The following is a 21,249-nucleotide window of genomic DNA, read 5'->3' on the forward strand; positions in this document are numbered from 1 at the left end:
TTTATATCTGAAATAGTTCATACAGAAGACTCCTTTTTGTTAAAATTATACTATAAATTCAACTTTGCAACAGAACCTAAAAAATCCTCCTATTCAGTTGTATCGTAATTGATAATTACTTTCAATTATATCATAAAAAGGTTGCTATGCAATATAAAAAAATAAATATGTAAAAAATCATGCGGCAAATAGAGCAGAATATAAAAAAAGAGGTTGGAACTTAATCAAGTTCCAACCTCTCTTTCGGGGGATGTAAATGGGGTACTTTTGTGTTTTTTTAAAACGTAGAGCTGTTATACAAAAATCGTTTTTGCTTTTTCGTATAGTCGTAAACGTTCATCATAACCATTTTGCCCACCGTTTACAATTTGCGTTACATCAACGACACTGCCACCATTATCTACAGTGCTATTGATGTTTCGACTGTCCCAAAACCATGCTGCACTAGACCATGGATAGTTTTCCGCTACATAATTGGTACCTTGATTTAGAATTTCTGGATCACCCATAGATTGAGAAAAAGCAGTATAGTTACTTCTTCCAGTAAGTTGAATGTAGCCGCCACCTTTATATTTCGGTCCATCACCAGGTTGTGTATTACCAATTTCTTCCACCCCTTCATAGCCTGTGCCATCAACAAGCTCTGTTCTGAATTGACCTAACGAGGATTCTTCTCCCACTTGAGCCATAAAGTGTTGGATGCGCGGAGGTGTATTGATTTGATATCGATGAAGTGCATGATTTAAGTCATTTAAGAAATGTTCGTTGAGATCTTCAGCATTCCAACCAAATCGTTGTAATTGGTCCATCGTAACGAGTTGCGCATCGTTACCAGGTTCAGGTTGAGGCGGTTGCGTTGCAGGCTCAGCTGCGCCAGTATCAGGGACTTTGAGTACTTGACCTACATCGAGCTGATCCGGATTAGGTAAATGGTTCAACTCTTGTAAGTGCTCTGTAGAAGTATCAAATTTTCCAGCAATACCGCTCAAAGTATCTCCTGACTCTACGGTATAATCTTTGACTTGAGGTGCTTCAGGTGCTGGAGGCTCAGGGGGTTCAGCGTTTGAGTGATCTGGCACTTTCAACACTTGCCCAGTATGAATGACGTCAGGATTCGGGATGTCATTGAGTTCTTGTAAATGTTCAGTCGACGTTTCAAATTTATCCGCAATGCCACCTAAAAAGTCGCCTTCTTCGACTGTATAGTCCATGGTTTTCTCAGGGGCTGCCTCTCTAGATATCGCATCCGTTGCACGTGAGCGACTGGTAGTAGGAGTCGTTGCAAATGTTTTATATTTGTTCGTTTTATCATTGAAATCTTTAAGAATGGCTTGATAGATTGCTTTATCGTTCATATTATCCCAGTTTTCATTAATATATTGGATCGTCTTTTCACTGATGTGATTTTCTGCTAAGTAAGTATTTAATTCATCTTGATGTGCTTTTAAATTGGTATGATTAGCACTAAGGATAGCATCTTTCGTATCAGTTTCAAAATCATTGTTTTCGCCTGTTTCTGCATCATCGTCATCGACAGTGACTTCAGACTCTTCATGTTCGAGCTCTTCAATTTCTTTTTGACGTTGGGCCTCTTCGTCGTCTGCATCATCTTCTTCGTTATCTGCATCGTCGTCATCGACATTAACTTCATATTCTTCATGTTTGAGCTCTTCGATTTCTTTTTGACGTTGCGTCTCTTCGTCGTCATCATCATCGTCATCGACAGTAACTTCAGACTCTTCGTGTTCAAGTTCTTCGATTTCTTTTTGACGTTGGGCTTCTTCATCATCTTCGTCGTCGTCATCAACAGTAACTTCGGATTCTTCGTGTTCGAGCTCTTCAATTTCTTTTTGAAGTTGAGCTTCTTCGTTATCTGCATCTTCGTCATCAACAGTGACTTCGGATTCTTCGTGCTCAAGCTCTTCGATTTCCTTTTGACGTAGTGGGTCTATTTGTTGTTCGTGGACATCGGTAGCGGTAGTTTCATTGAGTTGAGGGTCGTCTTCGTTTGAGCTTGCGTCTTTTTTCTCAGCTGCTGGTGCTTCTTCTGTATCGTCTTGTTTAGATTCATTTGAAGCTGAAGCGGCTGCCTCATCACTTTCATCTGCTTCGTTTTGATTATCTTGAGGTGCGTCAGTCTCACTATCGTCTTGTGTGTCTTCTTGTCCAGTCGTTACGTTGTCCGCATCTTCGCCTTCTGAAGGAACTTCTTCTACTTCTTCATGTGCTTCAGTGTCCTCAGCTTGTGGTGTATCTGTGTTTGCTTCGGATTGGGGAATGGCTTCGTTTTCTGCTTCGTTTGGTTGTGTTTCTCCATTTTCACGAGATGTTTCGTCTACTGCATCAGTTGAGTCAGTGTCTTCATTGAGATCATCTGTCCCTTGATCTGAATGTTCACTTGTGACCTCATCTGATTGTTCTGAGGCTTGAACCTCTCCTGAAAATCCTAAAAATAACACACTGCCGATTACCACTGAGGCTGTACCAATTGTTAATTTTTTGATGGAAAACCGATTTGCTTTATTAAAAAATGCTTTCATATGTTACTCCCTTTCTATATTAATTAATATTACGTTTATAGTATTACATGTTTAAAATAGTTTTTCTATAAATTAAATATATATTCTTATTTACAATTCTGTAAATCTTTGTAAAAACAAAATATTTTTGAGAAAAACGTCTAGTAATGTTGGGTAACATTTATAATTTGATAGTATTGTGTATGTAACACAATTGTTATATTTTTAACTTGGGAGTAATATTTTGTAAAAGTTTGATCCTACTTGGATGGATAGTTAATAAGTTGAACTCATTTTTTAAACAATAGAATGATTTGGCTCTTGGTTTTTGCGTACAGTAGAAAAATAAAAAAGAAAGATGGTTTCTCTATGACTCATGAAAACTTGAGTAGATCTAAACGATTGTATAGCCATCGGTATTTACCAGGGTTGGATGGTTTTAGGGCAGTCGCGGTATTAGCGATTATCATTTTCCATTTAAACGCACAATGGTTGCCGGGTGGCTTTTTAGGTGTAGATACATTTTTTGTTATTTCGGGTTACTTGATTACTTCACTATTAATTTCTGAATTTGATAGGGAAGGGACGATTGATTTACTTTCATTTTGGGGCGGCAGAATTAAGCGACTGATTCCGGCTATCTTCTTTTTATTGGCTATCGTGCTCACTTACACCATCGTGTTTGAACCTAGTATTATCTTAGACATCAAAAAGGATGTGCTTGCGGCAGTTGTCTATGTATCGAACTGGTGGTATATTTTTCAAGATGTAGATTACTTTAACCAATTCGATATCGCCCCTCTCAAACACTTATGGTCACTTGCGATAGAAGAACAATTCTATTTATTTTATCCTATTATTTTACTGATTTTCTTAAAATTTACTGATAAAAAAATCACATTTATAACTTTGCTTGGGGTATCACTATTATCTCTTGAACTCATGATCTTACTCTCTGATTTTCAAGGGGATAATTCAAGTGTCTATTTCGGCACTGATACGAGATTACAAACGTTGTTATTAGGGGCGCTCTTATCGTTGATTTGGCCTCCGTTTCGTTTGCGGAAAAATGTTGCACCATCGTTAAAAGGCTTCATTGATGTGCTATGTCTCGCAGGATTAGTAGCGCTTGTCGTACTCTTTTTCACAATCAGTAACGAAGATGGTTGGCTTTATAAAGGCGGATTTTATGTTATTTCATTCTTAACATTATTTATAATTGCCAGTGCTGTCCATCCATCGGGTTATTTTGCGAAACTACTCGGGAATCGTTTGTTTGTATACATAGGTAAACGGTCATACAGTTTATATCTATGGCATTATCCAGTTATAGTCTTCACACATAGTCATTTCGTTAATGGACAAATCCCGTTCTATGCTTATTTCATAGATATAGCGTTAATGATAGTGATGACTGAGTTTTCATATCGCTTTATTGAAAAACCAATTAGAAAAAATGGCTTGAAATCATTCTCGTTAAATCCACTTAAGTATAAGAAAACATTGCGATTATTACTTGCATTACTCTTATTAGCACCAACGATTATGCTGTTTAGTGGATATTTTGATGAAAAAGGAGCTGCACACCAGGTTCAACATCAGTCCACTTTTACAAATAATGAAACGAAACATGCGACGAAAGATCATAAAGAGAATGAAGAAGAAACTGCTTCAACAAAAGATGAGGATGAAGAGGATAAAGTACAACCAGATGATTTAAGTCCGCTGTTAATCGGTGACTCTGTCATGGTTGATATCGGCGCTGTATTCCAAGATAAGGTGTCTAATGCGACGATTGATGGTAAGGTAGGACGACAATTGATTGAGGCAAGCGACCTAATTGAAGGACAATACCAAGACTATAATACTTCAGATGATGATATCGTATTAGAACTCGGTACAAATGGTGACTTTACCAAAGATCAATTAGAAGAATTATTGCAACATGTAGATCAGGCAAATATTTATCTCGTGACGGTACGAGTGCCACGAGATTACGAGCAACACGTGAACCAACTCATGCACGCCGCAGCAAAACAACATCAAAACGTTCATGTGGTAGATTGGTACAAAGCGTCAGAAGGCCATCCGAAATACTTTGCATACGATGGTATTCACCTTGAATACGAAGGCTCCAAAGCACTTTCAAAATTAATTACAAATCAACTTATTGAAGAACATTCAAAAGATGGATAATGATAAGGAACAAGCCGCTACGATAAAGTAACGGCTTTTTTTGAGGGGTCCGATATATATACGGGGGTGAATCGAACACAATTCGTCTGTCATTTGCTTATGAAAGTGAGGTAAACATTGAATATACACTTTCTAAAATTCACCAATATACTAGTATGCAATCGTAATTCGATATATTGTACGGGGTAGACTTCGGTTTGTCTGAAGGCATCGTGCGTACCTACTAGCTCACATAACATATGACATAAATAACATGATGCAAATCGAAATGACAGCTTTTGAGCGACATCGTTAAACAAGCATGCACGTATTTAGTGACACCGTGCACCGAAATACATGCAGCAAGTGACATGACGATTTGATACGTTGAAAGGGAGGTGGACTTATCTATGAAACTATCAGAGAATATTAGAAAGTATAAAAAAGAGATGGACTTCACTCAAGAAGGGTTAGCAGAACAACTCAATACTACGAGACAGACTATCTCTAAATGGGAACAAGGAACGCTTGAATCAGATGTACAAACGCTGGTGAAATTAAGTGAATTGTTTCATGTCAGTTTAGACCAATTAATTACTGGCAAAGAACTAAAATCTAAAAATGATGAAACGGTAAAAGTATCTCATGAAATGAACTTCTGGGAATTTACTTCACAAAAATGGTGGGTCGTAATCATCTTAGCGTTAATTCTAGCTGGCACACTTTCTTCTATTTTTAACTAATACATAAGTCTCCTTAAATCATTTTGGAGGAGTCAAAAAATGAAAGCTTTAATCAATGTATTAAAAATAATTGGTGTATTTTTTGTATTATTAGTACTTGTCATTTTATCTCAGGTGTTAGGACAGTTATGGAACTTCATTCATATGGGTGGTTTAGAGTACATTCTACATGGCTTAACCTATGGAGTTGTTGCTTTACTACTCATTAAGCTATTTGTGAATAAAGGTTTGAAAAAGGATTTAGCCTATTTTCGAGTTAATCATTTCCGAATTTATCTATTACCACTCGGCTTAGCTATCTTAGCACCTATCATTGTGATTGGTAGCATGGTCCTATTCGTGCCAGGTGAATTTGTGATGACTGATTTAGACAATGGTGTTGAATATTTCAAAATGTTTATTGAAATTGTATTTATAGGTGGTATCATCGCGCCGATTGTTGAAGAAACGATGTTCAGAGGGGTTCTACTTAAATACATCGAAGACAAGGCCAACATTGTTGTAGCCATTGTTGTACCATCCTTTTTATTTGGACTCGTACATATCTTAAATGGCATCTCTTCGGCTACAGAATTTTTCTTATTAATTATAGCTGGAACAACGGTAGGCATCATGTTTGGTGTCACTGCTTATTTGTATCATTCCATTTGGGCCAGCTGCATCATACATATGTTTTGGAATATGAGTGACCTTATCCATATCACTACTGAAAAAGAGAACTACGGTTTTGTTCAATATATTATGGATACAAATCATCCTTTGTTTACAGGCGGTGGCTACGGTGTAGATACATCCATTTTTGCTATCATCAGTTATATCATAGTCATTGCAGTGCTCCTTATTGTACATAAAATGAAAAAAACAGCATAGTGTCATCCCTTTATCACTCTTTTACGTGTTTTACACTTAGAAGAGTGTTTTTTATTCCTCAAAATATACCAATTTGATATTTTTAGCCTCCGCAGCTTTGCGATCAAAGTCCTCATTTTACCCACTAAAACATGATTTCTAGGTTTTTATTATAAAAATCAGGGGTTCTCCCTATCCAATTAGGTAATTCCCTAATACCTCTTACTTGTGAAAAAACATACAATGAAATTAAGACAACACGGAGTACGCAATTACAAACGACAATCGCCGTTTAGCCTTTTAATGGGAGGACATATAGATGGGAAAATTTGGATTGAACTTTTTCAAACCGACTGAAAAATTTAATGGAAACTGGTCAGTATTAGATAGTAAGAGTCGAGAATGGGAGAAAATGTATCGTGAACGCTGGAGCCATGACAAAGTGGTCCGTACGACACATGGCGTGAACTGTACTGGCTCATGTTCTTGGAAAGTATTTGTGAAAAATGGGGTTATTACCTGGGAAAACCAACAGACCGATTATCCGAGCTGTGGCCCAGATATGCCAGAGTTTGAACCTAGAGGATGTCCGCGTGGGGCGTCATTCTCATGGTATGAATATAGTCCGTTACGTGTGAAATATCCTTATATCAGAGGGGTTTTACTCGATTTATGGCGCGAAGCACTCGTAGAAAATAACGGTAACCGTATCGCAGCCTGGGCGTCTATTGTTGAAGATGAAACGAAAGCGAAAAAATACAAAGAAGCACGCGGCATGGGGGGCCACGTCAGATCGAATTGGCGCGATGTCACAGACATTATCGCAGCACAAATTTTATATACGATTAAAAAAGAAGGTCCAGACCGTATCGCTGGATTTACACCAATCCCAGCAATGTCAATGATCAGTTATGCAGCAGGTGCACGATTCATCAACTTACTCGGTGGGGAAATGTTGAGTTTCTACGACTGGTATGCCGATTTACCACCTGCATCACCGCAGATTTGGGGTGAACAAACCGACGTACCTGAATCCAGTGACTGGTATAACGCCTCTTACATTATTATGTGGGGTTCGAACGTACCGCTCACACGTACACCAGATGCCCACTTTATGACTGAGGTCCGTTATAAAGGAACGAAAGTCGTTTCTGTTGCGCCGGACTATGCGGAAAATGTGAAATTCGCAGACAACTGGATTGCACCACATCCTGGTACTGATGCAGCGGTTGCTCAAGCGATGACGCATGTCATTTTACAAGAATATTATCAAGACGAACCGAACGAAACCTTCATTAAATATGCCAAACAATATACCGACATGCCATTTATCATCATGTTAGATGAAGATGACAATGGCTATAAAGCAGGTCGTTTTTTACGTGCGAGCGATTTAGGTATGGACAGTGAAAATAATGAATGGAAACCTGTCATTTTAGATCAACTCAGCCAAAGTTATGTAGTACCGAACGGCACGATGGGGCAACGTTGGGAAGAAGTCAAACAATGGAACTTGAAATTGGAAACGGATGATGGCACACCGATTGATCCAGCTATGACGATGGTGGATTCAACCTATGCACTTGAAACAATGCAGTTTCCGTATTTTGACAGTGACGGTGATGGCATCTTCGAACGTCCGATTCCGACACAAACGATCCAACTCGCAGATGGCTCAAGCGTTAAAGTGACAACGGTCTATGATTTGATGGCGAGTCAATATGGTATCAAGCGTTTTAACCATGAACTAGAAGCACAATCTTATGACGACGCAGATTCGAAATATACACCGGCTTGGCAACAAAAGATCACTGGCGTGAAACAAGCGACAGTCATTCAAATTGCGAGAGAGTTCGCGCAAAATGCGATCGATACAGAAGGGCGTTCCATGATCATCATGGGGGCTGGTATTAATCACTGGTTTAACTCAGACACGATTTACCGTTCAATCTTAAATCTCGTGATGTTGTGCGGTTGCCAAGGCGTTAACGGTGGCGGTTGGGCGCATTACGTAGGTCAGGAAAAATGTCGTCCGATCGAAGGTTGGAACACGGTCGCATTCGCGAAAGACTGGATTCCAGCACCACGTCTCCAAAATGGAACAAGCTGGTTCTACTTTGCGACAGATCAATGGAAATACGAAGAATCAAGCGTCGATAAATTGAAATCTCCACTCGCGAACAACATCAAACATCAGCATCCGGCTGATTACAACGTCTTAGCAGCACGGTTAGGTTGGCTTCCTTCTTACCCGCAGTTTAATAAAAACAGTTTACTCTTCGGTGAGGAAGCAAAAGAAAATGGGGATGATTCAGATAAAGCGATCATTAAAAATGCCGTTGAATCGGTGAAATCTAAAGAAACGCAATTTGCGATTGAAGACCCAGACTTGAAGAAAAATCATCCTAAGACATTATTTGTATGGCGTTCGAACTTAATCTCAAGTTCCGCTAAAGGTCAAGAGTACTTCATGAAGCACTTATTAGGTACGAAATCAGGACTCATGGCAGAACCGAACGAAGATGATAAACCAGAAGAAATTAAATGGCGTGAAGATACGATCGGTAAACTCGATCTACTCGTATCGCTCGATTTCAGAATGACAGCGACACCACTTTATTCCGACATCGTACTCCCTGCAGCGACGTGGTACGAAAAACACGATATTTCATCAACGGACATGCATCCGTTCGTCCATCCATTTAATCCAGCAATCGATCCATTATGGGAGTCACGCTCAGACTGGGATATTTATAAAACATTAGCCAAAGCCGTGTCAGAAATGGCGAAGGATTATCTTCTAGGCACGTATAAAGATGTGGTAACGACGCCACTTGGTCATGACTCTAAACAAGAGATCGCAACACCATACGGCAAAGTGAAAGACTGGACGAAAGGTGAAATCGAAGCAGTACCTGGTAAAACAATGCCAAACTTTAAAATCGTCGAACGTGATTATACAAAAATTTACGATAAATACGTCACACTCGGCCCATTATTAGAAAATGGCAAGATCGGTGCACACGGTGTGAGCTATAGTGCTTACGATCAATATCAAGAACTGAAAAGCATGATTGGTACATGGAATGACGAAGATACGGAATCGATTAGAAATGACCGTCCTAGACTCGATACTGCACGAAAAGTTGCGGATGCGATCCTAAATGTATCTTCAGCAACGAACGGGAAATTATCTCAAAAAGCATATGGGGATTTGGAATCGCAAACTGGTATGGAATTGAAAGATATCTCTAGTGCGCGTGAAGCGGAAAAATTATCGTTCCTTAATATTACAGCACAACCGAGGGAAGTGATCCCGACCGCAGTCTTCCCAGGGTCTAACAAAAACGGCAGACGTTACTCACCTTTTACGACGAACGTGGAACGCCTTGTACCATTTAGAACGTTAACTGGCAGACAAAGTTACTACATCGATCACGAAGTCTTCCAACAATTCGGCGAAAGTCTACCTGTATATAAACCGACATTACCGCCGATGGTCTTTGGTACGAGAGATAAACAAGTGAAAGGCGGACAAGATGCGCTCGTTCTTAGATATTTAACACCCCATGGTAAATGGAACATTCACTCTACTTACCAAGATAACCAACACATGTTAACGCTCTTCCGTGGTGGCCCGGTCGTGTGGTTATCCAATGAAGATGCGAAAGCGCACGGTATTAACGATAACGACTGGCTAGAAGTCTACAACAGAAACGGTGTCGTTACAGCGAGAGCCGTGACGTCTCACCGTATGCCACGTGGCACGATGTACATGTACCACGCACAAGATAAACATATTGAAACACCTGGATCAGAAATTACAGATACACGAGGCGGTTCACACAATGCACCTACAAGAATTCATTTGAAACCGACACAACTCGTTGGTGGTTACGCGCAGATCAGTTACCACTTCAACTATTATGGTCCGATTGGAAACCAAAGAGATGTTTATGTCGCAGTAAGAAAAATGAAGGAGGTCAATTGGCTTGAAGATTAAAGCACAAATCGCAATGGTATTGAACTTAGACAAATGTATCGGATGTCATACATGTAGCGTCACATGTAAAAACACGTGGACGAATCGACCAGGTGCTGAGTACATGTGGTTTAACAACGTAGAAACGAAACCAGGCATGGGATATCCAAAACGCTGGGAAGATCAAGAAACATATAAAGGGGGTTGGGTGCTCAATAAAAAAGGAAAACTCCAACTCAAATCAGGGAGCCGTATCTCGAAGATTGCACTCGGTAAAATCTTTTACAACCCAGATATGCCATTGATTAAAGATTACTACGAACCTTGGACATATAACTATGAACATTTGACACAAGCGAAACAAGGGAATCATTCTCCAGTGGCAAAAGCACACTCACTCATCTCAGGTGAAAAGCTGGATTTAGAATGGGGACCAAACTGGGAGGATGACTTAGCAGGTGCACATGTGACAGGCCCGGAAGATCCGAACATTCAACGCATCGAAGAAGATATCAAATTCCAATTCGATGAAACATTCATGATGTATTTACCACGTCTATGTGAACACTGTCTTAACCCGAGTTGTGTGGCGTCTTGTCCATCAGGTGCGATGTACAAACGTGATGAAGACGGTATCGTCCTCGTCGACCAAGATGCATGTCGTGGCTGGCGTTACTGTATGACAGGTTGCCCGTATAAAAAAGTTTACTTCAACTGGAAGACGAATAAAGCTGAAAAATGTACATTCTGCTTCCCTAGAATTGAAGAAGGGTTACCGACTGTTTGTTCCGAAACATGTACCGGCCGTATGAGATATTTAGGCGTGTTACTTTACGATGCAGACCGTGTTCAAGAAGCGGCTTCTGCGACAGATGAAAAAGATTTATACGAAAAACAACTCGACATCTTCTTAAATCCTTATGATGAAGATGTCATTGAACAAGCTGAAAAAGATGGTATTACGTATGAATGGATCGCAGCAGCACAGAACTCTCCAATCTATAAATTAGCGATCGAATATAAAATGGCATTCCCATTACACCCAGAGTTCAGAACGATGCCGATGGTTTGGTATTGCCCACCACTCAGCCCAATCATGAGTTATTTTGAAGGGCAAAACGCAGGCCAAAATCCAGATATGATCTTCCCTGCAATTGAAGAAATGCGTTTACCAATCGAATACCTCGCAAGTTTATTTACGGCAGGAGACACGAAACCAGTGAAACTCGCAGTACAACGCATGGCTATGATGCGTAGCTATATGAGAGCACAAGTGACAGGCAAACCGTTTGAAACACATAAACTCGAACGCCTTGAGTTAACCGAACAACAAATGAAAGACATGTATCGCTTGCTCGCAATCGCGAAGTACGAAGATCGTTTCGTCATTCCGACATCTCATAAAGAAACGTACCTAGATACGTATCGTGCCCAAGGTAGTCAAGGTTATGGTGGCGAATACTTTGGCGCAAATTGTGAAGGCTGTGGTGTACCGGTGGGCGCAGGTAAGACAGGACAAGAAATTTATAATGATAATTTCTATGGAGGGATCTTCCGTGATTAATTTAACGAATTATCGCTATTACCAAGACAGTCTCGGTTACATTGCGCAACAATTAAATTTTCCCGAAAAATTAACGTTTCATCCGAAGACCTTTCAACAAACGATCGAACCGTCCCATCCAGGTTATGAAGAATTGAAATTATACCACGAGAAAATGCAGCAATATTCATTATCTGAAATCAAAGCGATTTATACAGATACATTCGATTTTAGTAAAAAAGCCCCGCTCTACATGACTTACAACAAATTTGATACCCAAAAAGAGCGTGGGCAAATGTTAGCGAAACTCAAAGTACTTTATGAAATGTTCGGCTTAAAAATGGTAGACAACGAACTATCGGATTATCTCCCACTCATGCTGCAATTTTTACAAGTCGCGAACTGGGAGAATGATCCTCGCGCTGAGGGTAATATTCAACTCGTCATCATGATCATTGAAGATGGTACATATGAAATGGCCAATCATTTAGCACAAGAACACAACCCGTATGCGCATGTCGTGCGTGCATTGAGAGAAACGCTCAAAGCTTGCCTTGCTGATCCTAAAGGGGTGAGCTCGCATGCTTAACCAATTCTTATGGATTATTTATCCATATCTATGCGTCGCGATTTTTGTCGTCGGACACATTGCACGCTATAAATACGATCAATTTTCATGGACTGCGAAATCCAGTGAATTCATAGAGAAGAAACGTCTGAAATGGGGAAGCTTGCTCTTTCACCTCGGTGTCATCCCGGTATTCTTAGGACACGTGGTAGGGCTTGCCATACCAGCAGAATGGATCTCAGGTTTAGGCGTGAGCAATCATTTATACCACTTCGGTGCCGTGTATATTGGGAGCATCTTTGGTATAATGACGTTAATAGGTATGTTGTTATTAACTGCAAGAAGAGTGACGATAAAGAACGTCAGAAAGCTCAGTTCTGCATCAGATATGTTTGTTAATTTCCTATTAATTGTGATTTTGTTTATGGGATGTTACTCCACATTAGTAACGAACGCAGTGGCACCAGATTTTGATTATCGTCAGACGATTTCAATCTGGTTTAGACATCTCTTTACATTTTCACCGAATGCAAACCTTATGGTAGATGTGCCGCTATCATTTAAAATCCACATTTTCCTTGGATTTACAATTTTAGCATGTTGGCCGTTCACGCGATTGGTCCACGTATGGAGTGTGCCACTCACTTACGCGAATAGAAGATACATCATTTACCGTAAGAACAAAATCAGTTAGAGAGGAAGAATGATTGTTGCCTGTACCATATGTGGAGACGCGTACGTTACAAAATGATTTAGAACAATTAAGAATAGCGGAAGGCTTTGATTTTGCAGCCATTGCAACACCTGAGTTATTTCGACCAAGTGCACCGATCAAATGGCAGTTCGTATCTGGGAATACGAATGAAAGGTATAAACTGATTATTTTAAAAAAGGGTAGAGGGCTCGCTGGCAATGTCATGAAGACTGGGAAGCGCATGATCATTGAAGATGTCAGCCAAGAAGTCCCAGACAAAGATCGCGTGAGATTCCCCATCTTGTTAAGTGAAAATTTAACGAGTGTCATCGCCATCCCTTTATGGTTTGAAGGAGAGCTCTGGGGTGTCTTACTGTTAGGTCAACGCAACGGGAAGGCATTGCCTGCACATTATCAAACGATCGATATTAAGGGTAGATTAAGCGTATTTAGTGAAGAAATGTAGGTGATCAATTGCAACGTATGAAAGAAAGACAATTAGATCAATTATTACAGCGATACTACGAAACGACAAATGAGAAGATTGTGTTTGTCGATCACGAAGGTAAAGTCATCGCGATGAATGATGTCGCAAAAGAAATCATCTCAGAAGATAATAATTACGGCATGATGCCAAATGCGATTTGTAATCACTGTGAAGGTTATACGAATGAGTATGCACTCCAGAGTTGTGTGAACTGTTTCCTCGATACGACGACACCGAATGACTCAAGCTTTCAAGTGTTTGTGAAGACCGTGGATGGCACCGTTCAACCCTTTATTGCGACATACAAGTGCATCGATGAGACACGACGTATTTATGCGTTGACGCTCCTCAATATTTCACCACAAATTGAACGCCAAGAGAAGATTTATCAGCGTCAAATGATCAGTAAAACGATCGCAGCTCAGGAAAATGAACGCAAGCGTATTTCGCGTGAATTACACGATAGTATCGTCCAAGAAATGTTAAATATTGATATTGAACTCCGCTTATTAAAATATCAACAAGATTTTGAAAAAATGACCGATAAAACGGATTATATCGAAGGATTGATGTCTAATTTAATCGATAGTATTCGTAACTTATCCGTTGAACTGAGACCTTCTTCGTTAGATGATCTCGGTCTCAACGCCGCATTTAAGTCTTATTTTAAACAAATTGAAGAAAATTATGGATTGTTGATTAATTATCAATCCAATACAGGAAAAAACCGCTACGATAGTGAGATTGAAACCGTCGTATATCGCATTGTCCAAGAAGGGGTACTCAATGCGTTAAAATACGCAGGGGTTGATCAAATTGAGGTCAGTATTCAAGATATGGATACCCACTTGATTGCGGAAGTGATCGATCGGGGTAAAGGTTTTAATCCACATAGCCGCCCTAAAGGCACAGCGCTCGGACTGTACGGCATGAATGAACGTGCAGAATTAGTGCGAGGGAATGTAAACATCGATACACAACTTGGTAAGGGCACCATTATTACACTCGATGTACCTATTTCGCACATGTTGGGGGAATAGATTTGAAAATAGTTATCGCAGACGACCATGCAGTAGTAAGAACGGGATTTTCAATGATTTTGAACTTTCAAGAAGATATGGAAGTCGTCGATACTGCCGCTGATGGAAGAGAAGCGTATCAGAAAGTCATGCAGCACAAACCCGATGTTTTAATCATGGATTTGAGTATGCCACCAGGGGAGTCCGGCTTGATTGCGACGAGTAAGATTGCCGAGAGCTTCCCAGATACGAAAATCCTCATCTTAACGATGTATGACGATGAAGAATATTTATTTCATGTGCTGAAAAACGGCGCAAAGGGCTATATATTGAAAAACGCACCCGACGAACAACTCGTGTTAGCTGTGCGTACCGTGTATCAAGGGGATACTTACGTCGATATGAAAATGACCACCTCACTCGTCAACGAGTTTGTGAACAATTCGAAATCGGAAGAAGAAGCGACGAACGATCCATTTAAAATTTTATCCAAACGCGAACTTGAAATTCTACCACTCGTCGCAAAAGGTTACGGCAACAAAGAAATTGCAGAAAAATTATTCGTCTCAGTGAAAACTGTTGAGGCACATAAAACGCATATCATGACGAAACTCGACTTGAAGTCTAAGCCAGAGCTTGTCGAATATGCATTGAAAAAGAAACTACTCGAATTTTAAATTGTTAGTATTAGCAGGGATGTCTCTCACGTCCCTGCTTTTTTGTCGTGGTGCGATTGTCCACTGAGTATTAAAAACACCCCAATCATGCTTTGGCGTGGTGGTGTAGCGGGGATGGACAAGCTGAGGAAGGCTTTTATAAGTTTGCTATTTCAGGTGGAGGGATTCCTAAATTTAGACACGAATTGGCCATGTGAGATGGCTAAATCAGGTGTGGAAGCTCCGAAAGTTGGGTGCATCCTTGTCTCATCATCTCGCCGTTTCAGTTGTAGAAGTCCCCCGAAACTTAGGCACATCCTGGCCTCATAACCTCCCCGTTTCAGGTATAGGGAAACCACCGATTAAAGATAGGGGATCTCCTTATGTTCATATTTTCACAATTATTCTAGACTAAAATTATCGTTAGTACATTGCTAGAACAGAACGACAGACACATGCCTCACAGTATGATAATCGCTTACAACCGATGTACTAACCTGAATTTTATTCAATGAAGGTGAAAAAATGTTTAAGACAAAAGGTGGTTTTCAGCTTACATTACAAACGTTGAGTTTGGTCGTTGGATTTATGGCCTGGAGCATCATCTCGCCCTTGATGCCATACATCTCACAAGACATCAACATGTCAGCGGGGCAGTTATCGATTATCGTAGCGATTCCTGTCATACTCGGGTCTATTTTGCGTGTACCGTTTGGTTATTTAACCAATGTCATCGGTGCCAAATGGGTCTTCTTCTGTAGTTTTATAATCTTATTATTTCCAATTTACTTCTTAAGCCAAGCACAATCTCCCGGCATGTTAATGGCATCTGGTTTCTTCCTAGGTGTTGGGGGCGCGATTTTCTCAGTCGGTGTAACATCAGTACCGAAATACTTCGCAAAAGAAAAAGTCGGTTTAGCTAACGGGATTTACGGCATGGGTAATATTGGGACTGCCGTATCTTCATTCTTAGCACCACCGATTGCAGGAATCATCGGATGGCAAACAACGGTTCGTTCTTACTTAATCTTTATCGCACTCTTTGCGATATTGATGTTCTTCCTTGGAGACGGTAACGAGAAAAAAGTGAAAGTACCGCTCGTATCACAAATGAAAGACTTATTTGCGAACTATAAAACGTACTATCTCAGCTTATGGTACTTTATCACTTTCGGCGCATTTGTCGCATTCGGTTTATTCTTACCGAACTATCTCGTAGAACAATTTGGCATTGATAAGGTCGATGCCGGTATTCGTTCAGGCGTGTTCATTGCCTTAGCGACATTCCTTCGACCACTCGGAGGGATTATCGGGGACAAATTCAATGCCGTAAAAGCCTTGATGGTAGACTTTGTATTCTTGATTGCGGGTGCAGTCATCTTAGGCTTATCCAGTCACATCGCTCTCTTTACAATCGGCTGCTTATTAATCAGTATCTGTGCAGGGTTAGGTAATGGGTTAATCTTCAAACTCGTGCCTTCATACTTTACAGGCGCAGCAGGTTCAGCCAATGGTGTCGTATCGATGATGGGTGGTTTAGGTGGTTTCTTCCCACCACTTGTGATTACATACGTCACAGGATTAACCGGAACAAGTCATCTCGCATTTATCTTACTCGCAGTGTTCGGGGTCATCGCTTTCTTAACGATGTTACATCTGTACAAGAAAGAATACGCCACTGCGAAATAAGCTTGAGTTATAGGCACGCATGATAGTTTGGGAAAATGAAAGCTTAATATTGAAAATGAATATGAAACACCAATTTCTATTTTTAAGTAGGAATTGGTGTTTTTGAGTTGAGCCAAGTCTATAAAATCTCATCCCTATTTGACAAAATGTGAGCGGTCTCATAAGATGATAATTGAAAACGATTCTCAATAAATATTTAAAAAAATAACCGAGAATAGGAAGAAGTATGTAATCAAAACACAATCGCATCATATATTTTCACCAACTCGCAATATAGACATGGGAGTGTATGATGCGTATGAAATAGGGAAGGAGCATGTGTAATTGAGGGAGTAAGTTACACGACAACGCCTATGAAAAATAAAAATCTGTCAAAACTAACGAAACTGATGGGAAATTACGTTTACTTGTTTTATGGTGCTATCGCGATCTCGATTATTTCAAGTGTGGTGAGTCTCGGTGCATACTTACACGTTTATTACGTCGTAGAAGAGATGTTAACGGCAAAAAACGGTTTAACGCAAGCCGTCATCGACCATATGACAGCACATGGATGGCAAGCAGTCTTATACGTATCGGGTGCTTTTGCATTGTATGGTTTGGCGTTATTACTTTCACATATCGTCGCATTTAATACGGTCGCTAGGTATCGCATCCAATTGATCGACTATATGAAGAAACTGCCACTCGGATATTTTCAAAAGCATCAAACAGGGAAACTGAGAAAGCTCGTTGAAAAGAACACAGAAGAGGTGGAACATTACATCGCACACCAAGTGCCTGACATGGCGCAAGCACTGACGACACCAGTCGCGTTCTTAGTATTGATCTTCATCTTTGATTGGAGATTATCACTCGTGTGTCTCGTACCGGTCATTCTCGGCTTTATGTTGCTGCGATTTATGATGGGTGGAGAGAGTGAAAAATTCCTTGAACAGTATCAGGCTGCATCGACAAGTATGGGAAATGATGTAGTCGAATACGTGCGAGGCATCGCAGTAGTGAAAGTATTTGGGCAAACCGTCTTTTCATTTAAAGTGTTCAACCAAGCTATTGAAAATTATAGAGACTTTACGATTAAATATGCCCTGTCGATGAAAAATGCGATGAGTGGCTACATCGTTTGTGTTTACGGGATATTCGCTTTCTTAATTCCAGCAGCGATTATCTTCTTCAATCACACAGATAGCCAGGTAGACATGTTATTAAGCTATACGTTCTTTGTCATTTTCACCCCATTAGTCGCATTTATGTTAATGCGTATCATGGAAAGTTCTTATAAAGCGATGATTATTTTTCATGCGATGGACAGTTTGGAAGAAACGGTTTATCAAGCTGAACCATTACCCACTGGTCATCAGTTAAAAATGTCAGAAGATTATGACGTCAAATTTGAGGAAGTATCTTTTACTTATGAAGGTATGCGTCATCCTGCAATCTGTGATTTGACCTTTGAAAGTCCTTCTAACTCAGTGACTGCTATTGTTGGGCCTTCAGGAAGCGGAAAATCTACTATTTTTAATTTGATTACACGCTTTTATGACATTGATGAAGGAGACGTGAAGATTGGTGACGTTGATGTGCGAGAGTTAAACTACGATGATTTAATGGCCCATATCAGTTATGTTTTTCAAGAAACCAAGTTATTTAAGATGAGTTTGTTGGAAAATATACGCTTCTACCGTCCGGATGCGAGCATAGAAGCAGTGGAACGTGCAGTAGATCAAGCACAGTGTCGAGAAATTATAGACAAGATACCTCAAGGGTTGGATACCGTATTTGGCACGGAAGGTGTTTATCTTTCAGGAGGCGAGATTCAACGTATTGCGATTGCGCGGGCGATATTAAAAGATGCCCTATCGTATTGTTGGATGAAGCAACTGCCTTTAGTGATGCTGAAAATGAATACAAAATACAGAAAGCATTAAATTCAGTGATGAAGGATAAGACGGTACTCATGATCGCACACCGCTTATCAACGATTACACATGCGGATCAAATTTTAGTTATGGATGAAGGTGCGCTTGTCGAAAGAGGACAACATGCTGAGCTGATGGAATTAGATGGTGTTTATGCGAAGATGTATCGAGATTATCAACAAAGTGTGAGCTGGAAGATAGGGGTGACAGGATGAACATACAACAATTATTTTCATTGACCGATCAAGGGAAGAAAGATTTATATAAAACGACGTTTTTGACTACATTACATCAAATTTCTGTCATGTTACCTGTCATTCTGTTTATCATGCTGATTGATGACATGATTCAGCATATTCAAGGGACTCAATCAGGTCCAATTCCACTATGGGGTTATCTCGTTGCATGTATCGCACTCTTAATCGTGATTTTCGTTATCTATTTGGTAACCTATCAACAAATGTATATCAATTCTGGTACAGAATCCGCGAAAATGCGGCTGCGTTTAGCGGAAAAGTTTCGTAAATTACCATTATCGTATTTAGGTGAAAAGGATCTGAGTGATTTTACCAGTACCTTGATGGATGATGTGTCCGTGATAGAAAAACAATTGACGAGTGACTTTGCGAATTTAGCGGCTGGCATTTTATCTAGTTTCTTTATTACGTTTGTATTGGCCTTTTACAATTGGCAAATGGCTTTAGCACTTTTCCTATGCATGCCGATTGCGTTACTTTTTATAGTCATTTCGAAATTTGCGACGACACCAACGAATCGGAAAAATAGACAGTTGAAATTAAATATTTCAGAAGGCCTTCAAGAGTTCTTTGAGAATATCAAAGTCATTAAGTCTTCAAGTCAAAAAGAGCATTACATTCAACGGTTAACACGTACGATTAAATCGGTAGTCCCATGGGCTGTGTTATATGAAATGCTTGTAGGGATCTTCATCTCTATTTCGTATAATATTTTACGAATTGGTTTAGGTATTGTGGTGTTGCTTGGAACCTACTTATTGGTACAGCAGCAGTTAACCGTGCTCGGATTTATACTGTTTATTTTCGTAGCCGTGCGGATATATGATCCGTTAACGAATTCACTTTATAAAATTGGAGAATTTATTTATTCGCTTGTTAGCGCGAGACGTATTAAAACAATTTTCGAAATTGAAGAACAAGGTGGCTCCTCAGATGTTGAACTAACACAATTTGACATCGAATTCCGTAATGTCGCTTTTGGTTATAACGATAAAGAAGTGATTCATGGTGTCTTTTTTACAGCACACCAAGGTGAAATCACCGCATTAGTCGGTCCTTCTGGTTGTGGTAAAAGTACGTTAGCTAAGCTAGCTGCACGTTTTTGGGATACACATCATGGTTCGATTATGATTGATGGCCACGATATTAATGACATCCATCCAGAGAAATTATTATCTTACTATTCGATAGTGTTCCAAGATGTCATTCTGTTTAACGATACTGTATTTAATAACATCAAGATTGGTAATCGTGCAGCGACGGATGAGGAAGTTTATCAAGCTGCTGCACTAGCAAACTGTACCGCGTTTATCGAAAGACTACCCAATGGATTCGACACGGTCATCGGTGAGAACGGACAAACCCTTTCTGGTGGTGAACGTCAGCGTTTATCTATAGCGAGAGCCTTTTTAAAACAAGCACCGATTGTATTATTAGATGAAGCTACCGCATCCCTCGATCCTGAAAATGAAATCCTGATACAGAATGCGATTAGTGAACTCATTAAAGATAAGACTGTAATCGTCATTGCGCATCGACTCAAAACGATAGAACACTGCGACCAAATCGTCATACTCAAAGAAGGTCGAGTGGTTGAAAAAGGTAAACACGAACAACTGATGGCCAATGATTCATTATATAATCGTCTTGTCACACTCCAACGTAAAAGCGGCGATTGGCAAGTTAATGAAGTGTGAAGCGGATGGCATGTGACATCTAAAAACTTTTTAAGTGGGTAATATAATAAATACGATCACCTTATTAATATATTACGGAGGTACCTATGAATAATGAAGAGTTAGTACACAATCTTTCATTGATTAAAAATGCTATTGATGTACTTCGTGAGGAATTAGCGCCTGATTTAAAAAGTAGAGATTTAATGTTATTACGATATGGTTTCTCTAATGACGAAACAGAACAATTAGATAAGTATTTATTGAACTTAACTTTGAATAAAGAAAAAATAACCTATAGACAATTAAAAGCAAAAATGTGCGAAATTAGGGATTTACCAGAGATACCGATGAAAACCGTTAAAGATATCTATGAAGGCTATCGTGCAAGTAAGGTTATTGGAAATATAATAAAAACAAACTCAAAATAATGAAGGGAATTATGTTGCATATCATTAGTGGCCAAAAGGGAA

General features: G+C 39.8%; 16 protein-coding genes. 15 read left to right on the forward strand and 1 reads right to left on the reverse strand.

Annotation, left to right across the window (positions count from 1 at the left end):
• Nucleotides 1-293: 293 nt before the first annotated feature.
• Nucleotides 294-2,540, reverse strand: coding sequence for a LysM peptidoglycan-binding domain-containing protein (locus ACSBRB_RS04350; RefSeq protein WP_435031799.1), 2,247 nt, complete (start codon nucleotides 2,538-2,540; stop codon nucleotides 294-296).
• Between the two features lie 348 nt (nucleotides 2,541-2,888).
• On the opposite strand from ACSBRB_RS04350, the gene ACSBRB_RS04355 reads away from it, so the two are divergent.
• From ACSBRB_RS04355 to ACSBRB_RS04425, 15 genes are all read left to right on the forward strand, one after another.
• Nucleotides 2,889-4,715: an acyltransferase family protein gene (locus tag ACSBRB_RS04355; RefSeq protein ID WP_435031800.1), complete on the forward strand. Its 1,827-nt coding sequence runs from the start codon at nucleotides 2,889-2,891 to the stop codon at nucleotides 4,713-4,715.
• Between the two features lie 389 nt (nucleotides 4,716-5,104).
• Complete coding sequence (locus ACSBRB_RS04360) at nucleotides 5,105-5,437, forward strand: helix-turn-helix domain-containing protein (protein ID WP_435031801.1); 333 nt, start codon at nucleotides 5,105-5,107, stop codon at nucleotides 5,435-5,437.
• A 39-nt stretch (nucleotides 5,438-5,476) separates the two neighbouring features.
• Nucleotides 5,477-6,307 (forward strand): CPBP family intramembrane glutamic endopeptidase, encoded by an 831-nt coding sequence (locus ACSBRB_RS04365; RefSeq protein ID WP_435031802.1) that lies wholly within the window; start codon nucleotides 5,477-5,479, stop codon nucleotides 6,305-6,307.
• Nucleotides 6,308-6,605: 298 nt separating this feature from the next.
• Nucleotides 6,606-10,289 (forward strand): nitrate reductase subunit alpha, encoded by a 3,684-nt coding sequence (locus tag ACSBRB_RS04370; protein ID WP_435031803.1) that lies wholly within the window; start codon nucleotides 6,606-6,608, stop codon nucleotides 10,287-10,289.
• Nucleotides 10,279-11,832: a nitrate reductase subunit beta gene (gene narH / locus ACSBRB_RS04375; RefSeq protein WP_435031804.1), complete on the forward strand. Its 1,554-nt coding sequence runs from the start codon at nucleotides 10,279-10,281 to the stop codon at nucleotides 11,830-11,832. Before ACSBRB_RS04370 ends, narH begins: the two co-directional genes overlap by 11 nt.
• The gene (gene narJ, locus ACSBRB_RS04380) at nucleotides 11,825-12,400 is read left to right on the forward strand and encodes a nitrate reductase molybdenum cofactor assembly chaperone (protein ID WP_059106237.1); all 576 of its coding nucleotides are present in this window, start codon (nucleotides 11,825-11,827) and stop codon (nucleotides 12,398-12,400) included. The genes narH and narJ overlap by 8 nt, the downstream gene beginning before the upstream one ends.
• Nucleotides 12,393-13,073, forward strand: a complete 681-nt coding sequence (gene narI, locus ACSBRB_RS04385) for a respiratory nitrate reductase subunit gamma (RefSeq protein ID WP_059106238.1) — start codon at nucleotides 12,393-12,395, stop codon at nucleotides 13,071-13,073. The genes narJ and narI overlap by 8 nt, the downstream gene beginning before the upstream one ends.
• Nucleotides 13,074-13,086: 13 nt before the next feature.
• A complete protein-coding gene (gene nreA, locus ACSBRB_RS04390; protein ID WP_435031805.1) occupies nucleotides 13,087-13,539 on the forward strand; it encodes a nitrate respiration regulation accessory nitrate sensor NreA in 453 nt (150 codons plus the stop codon).
• 17 nt (nucleotides 13,540-13,556) lie between these two features.
• Entirely contained in the window at nucleotides 13,557-14,600 is a 1,044-nt protein-coding gene (gene nreB, locus ACSBRB_RS04395) for a nitrate respiration regulation sensor histidine kinase NreB (RefSeq protein WP_435031806.1), read from the forward strand.
• Nucleotides 14,601-14,602: 2 nt separating this feature from the next.
• Nucleotides 14,603-15,256 carry a nitrate respiration regulation response regulator NreC gene (nreC, locus tag ACSBRB_RS04400; protein ID WP_239206953.1) on the forward strand — a complete coding sequence of 218 codons (654 nt, stop codon included), beginning with the start codon at nucleotides 14,603-14,605 and terminating at the stop codon, nucleotides 15,254-15,256.
• Between the two features lie 504 nt (nucleotides 15,257-15,760).
• Nucleotides 15,761-16,924, forward strand: coding sequence for a nitrate/nitrite transporter (locus ACSBRB_RS04405; protein WP_150888230.1), 1,164 nt, complete (start codon nucleotides 15,761-15,763; stop codon nucleotides 16,922-16,924).
• Nucleotides 16,925-17,331: 407 nt separating this feature from the next.
• Nucleotides 17,332-18,852 carry an ABC transporter ATP-binding protein gene (locus ACSBRB_RS04410; protein ID WP_435031807.1) on the forward strand — a complete coding sequence of 507 codons (1,521 nt, stop codon included), beginning with the start codon at nucleotides 17,332-17,334 and terminating at the stop codon, nucleotides 18,850-18,852.
• Between the two features lie 5 nt (nucleotides 18,853-18,857).
• Complete coding sequence (locus tag ACSBRB_RS04415) at nucleotides 18,858-19,058, forward strand: hypothetical protein (protein ID WP_435031808.1); 201 nt, start codon at nucleotides 18,858-18,860, stop codon at nucleotides 19,056-19,058.
• Entirely contained in the window at nucleotides 19,055-20,797 is a 1,743-nt protein-coding gene (locus tag ACSBRB_RS04420; RefSeq protein WP_435031809.1) for an ABC transporter ATP-binding protein, read from the forward strand. Before ACSBRB_RS04415 ends, ACSBRB_RS04420 begins: the two co-directional genes overlap by 4 nt.
• Nucleotides 20,798-20,883: 86 nt before the next feature.
• Complete coding sequence (locus tag ACSBRB_RS04425; protein ID WP_059106243.1) at nucleotides 20,884-21,207, forward strand: hypothetical protein; 324 nt, start codon at nucleotides 20,884-20,886, stop codon at nucleotides 21,205-21,207.
• The last annotated feature ends 42 nt before the right edge of the window (nucleotides 21,208-21,249 follow it).

The sequence above is a fragment of the Staphylococcus auricularis genome (assembly GCF_051172115.1).
Classification (GTDB): Bacteria; Bacillota; Bacilli; order Staphylococcales; family Staphylococcaceae; genus Staphylococcus; species Staphylococcus auricularis_A.

Excerpts from the sequence above, each read along its gene's own strand:
- narI (WP_059106238.1), top strand. The coding sequence starts at position 12,393 with ATGCTTAACCAATTCTTATGGATTATTTATCCATATCTATGCGTCGCG.
- ACSBRB_RS04420 (WP_435031809.1), top strand. The coding sequence starts at position 19,055 with ATGAACATACAACAATTATTTTCATTGACCGATCAAGGGAAGAAAGAT.
- ACSBRB_RS04350 (WP_435031799.1), bottom strand. The coding sequence starts at position 2,540 with ATGAAAGCATTTTTTAATAAAGCAAATCGGTTTTCCATCAAAAAATTA.
- ACSBRB_RS04365 (WP_435031802.1), top strand. The coding sequence starts at position 5,477 with ATGAAAGCTTTAATCAATGTATTAAAAATAATTGGTGTATTTTTTGTA.
- nreB (WP_435031806.1), top strand. The coding sequence starts at position 13,557 with ATGAAAGAAAGACAATTAGATCAATTATTACAGCGATACTACGAAACG.
- ACSBRB_RS04425 (WP_059106243.1), top strand. The coding sequence starts at position 20,884 with ATGAATAATGAAGAGTTAGTACACAATCTTTCATTGATTAAAAATGCT.
- ACSBRB_RS04360 (WP_435031801.1), top strand. The coding sequence starts at position 5,105 with ATGAAACTATCAGAGAATATTAGAAAGTATAAAAAAGAGATGGACTTC.
- ACSBRB_RS04355 (WP_435031800.1), top strand. The coding sequence starts at position 2,889 with ATGACTCATGAAAACTTGAGTAGATCTAAACGATTGTATAGCCATCGG.
- ACSBRB_RS04370 (WP_435031803.1), top strand. The coding sequence starts at position 6,606 with ATGGGAAAATTTGGATTGAACTTTTTCAAACCGACTGAAAAATTTAAT.
- ACSBRB_RS04405 (WP_150888230.1), top strand. The coding sequence starts at position 15,761 with ATGTTTAAGACAAAAGGTGGTTTTCAGCTTACATTACAAACGTTGAGT.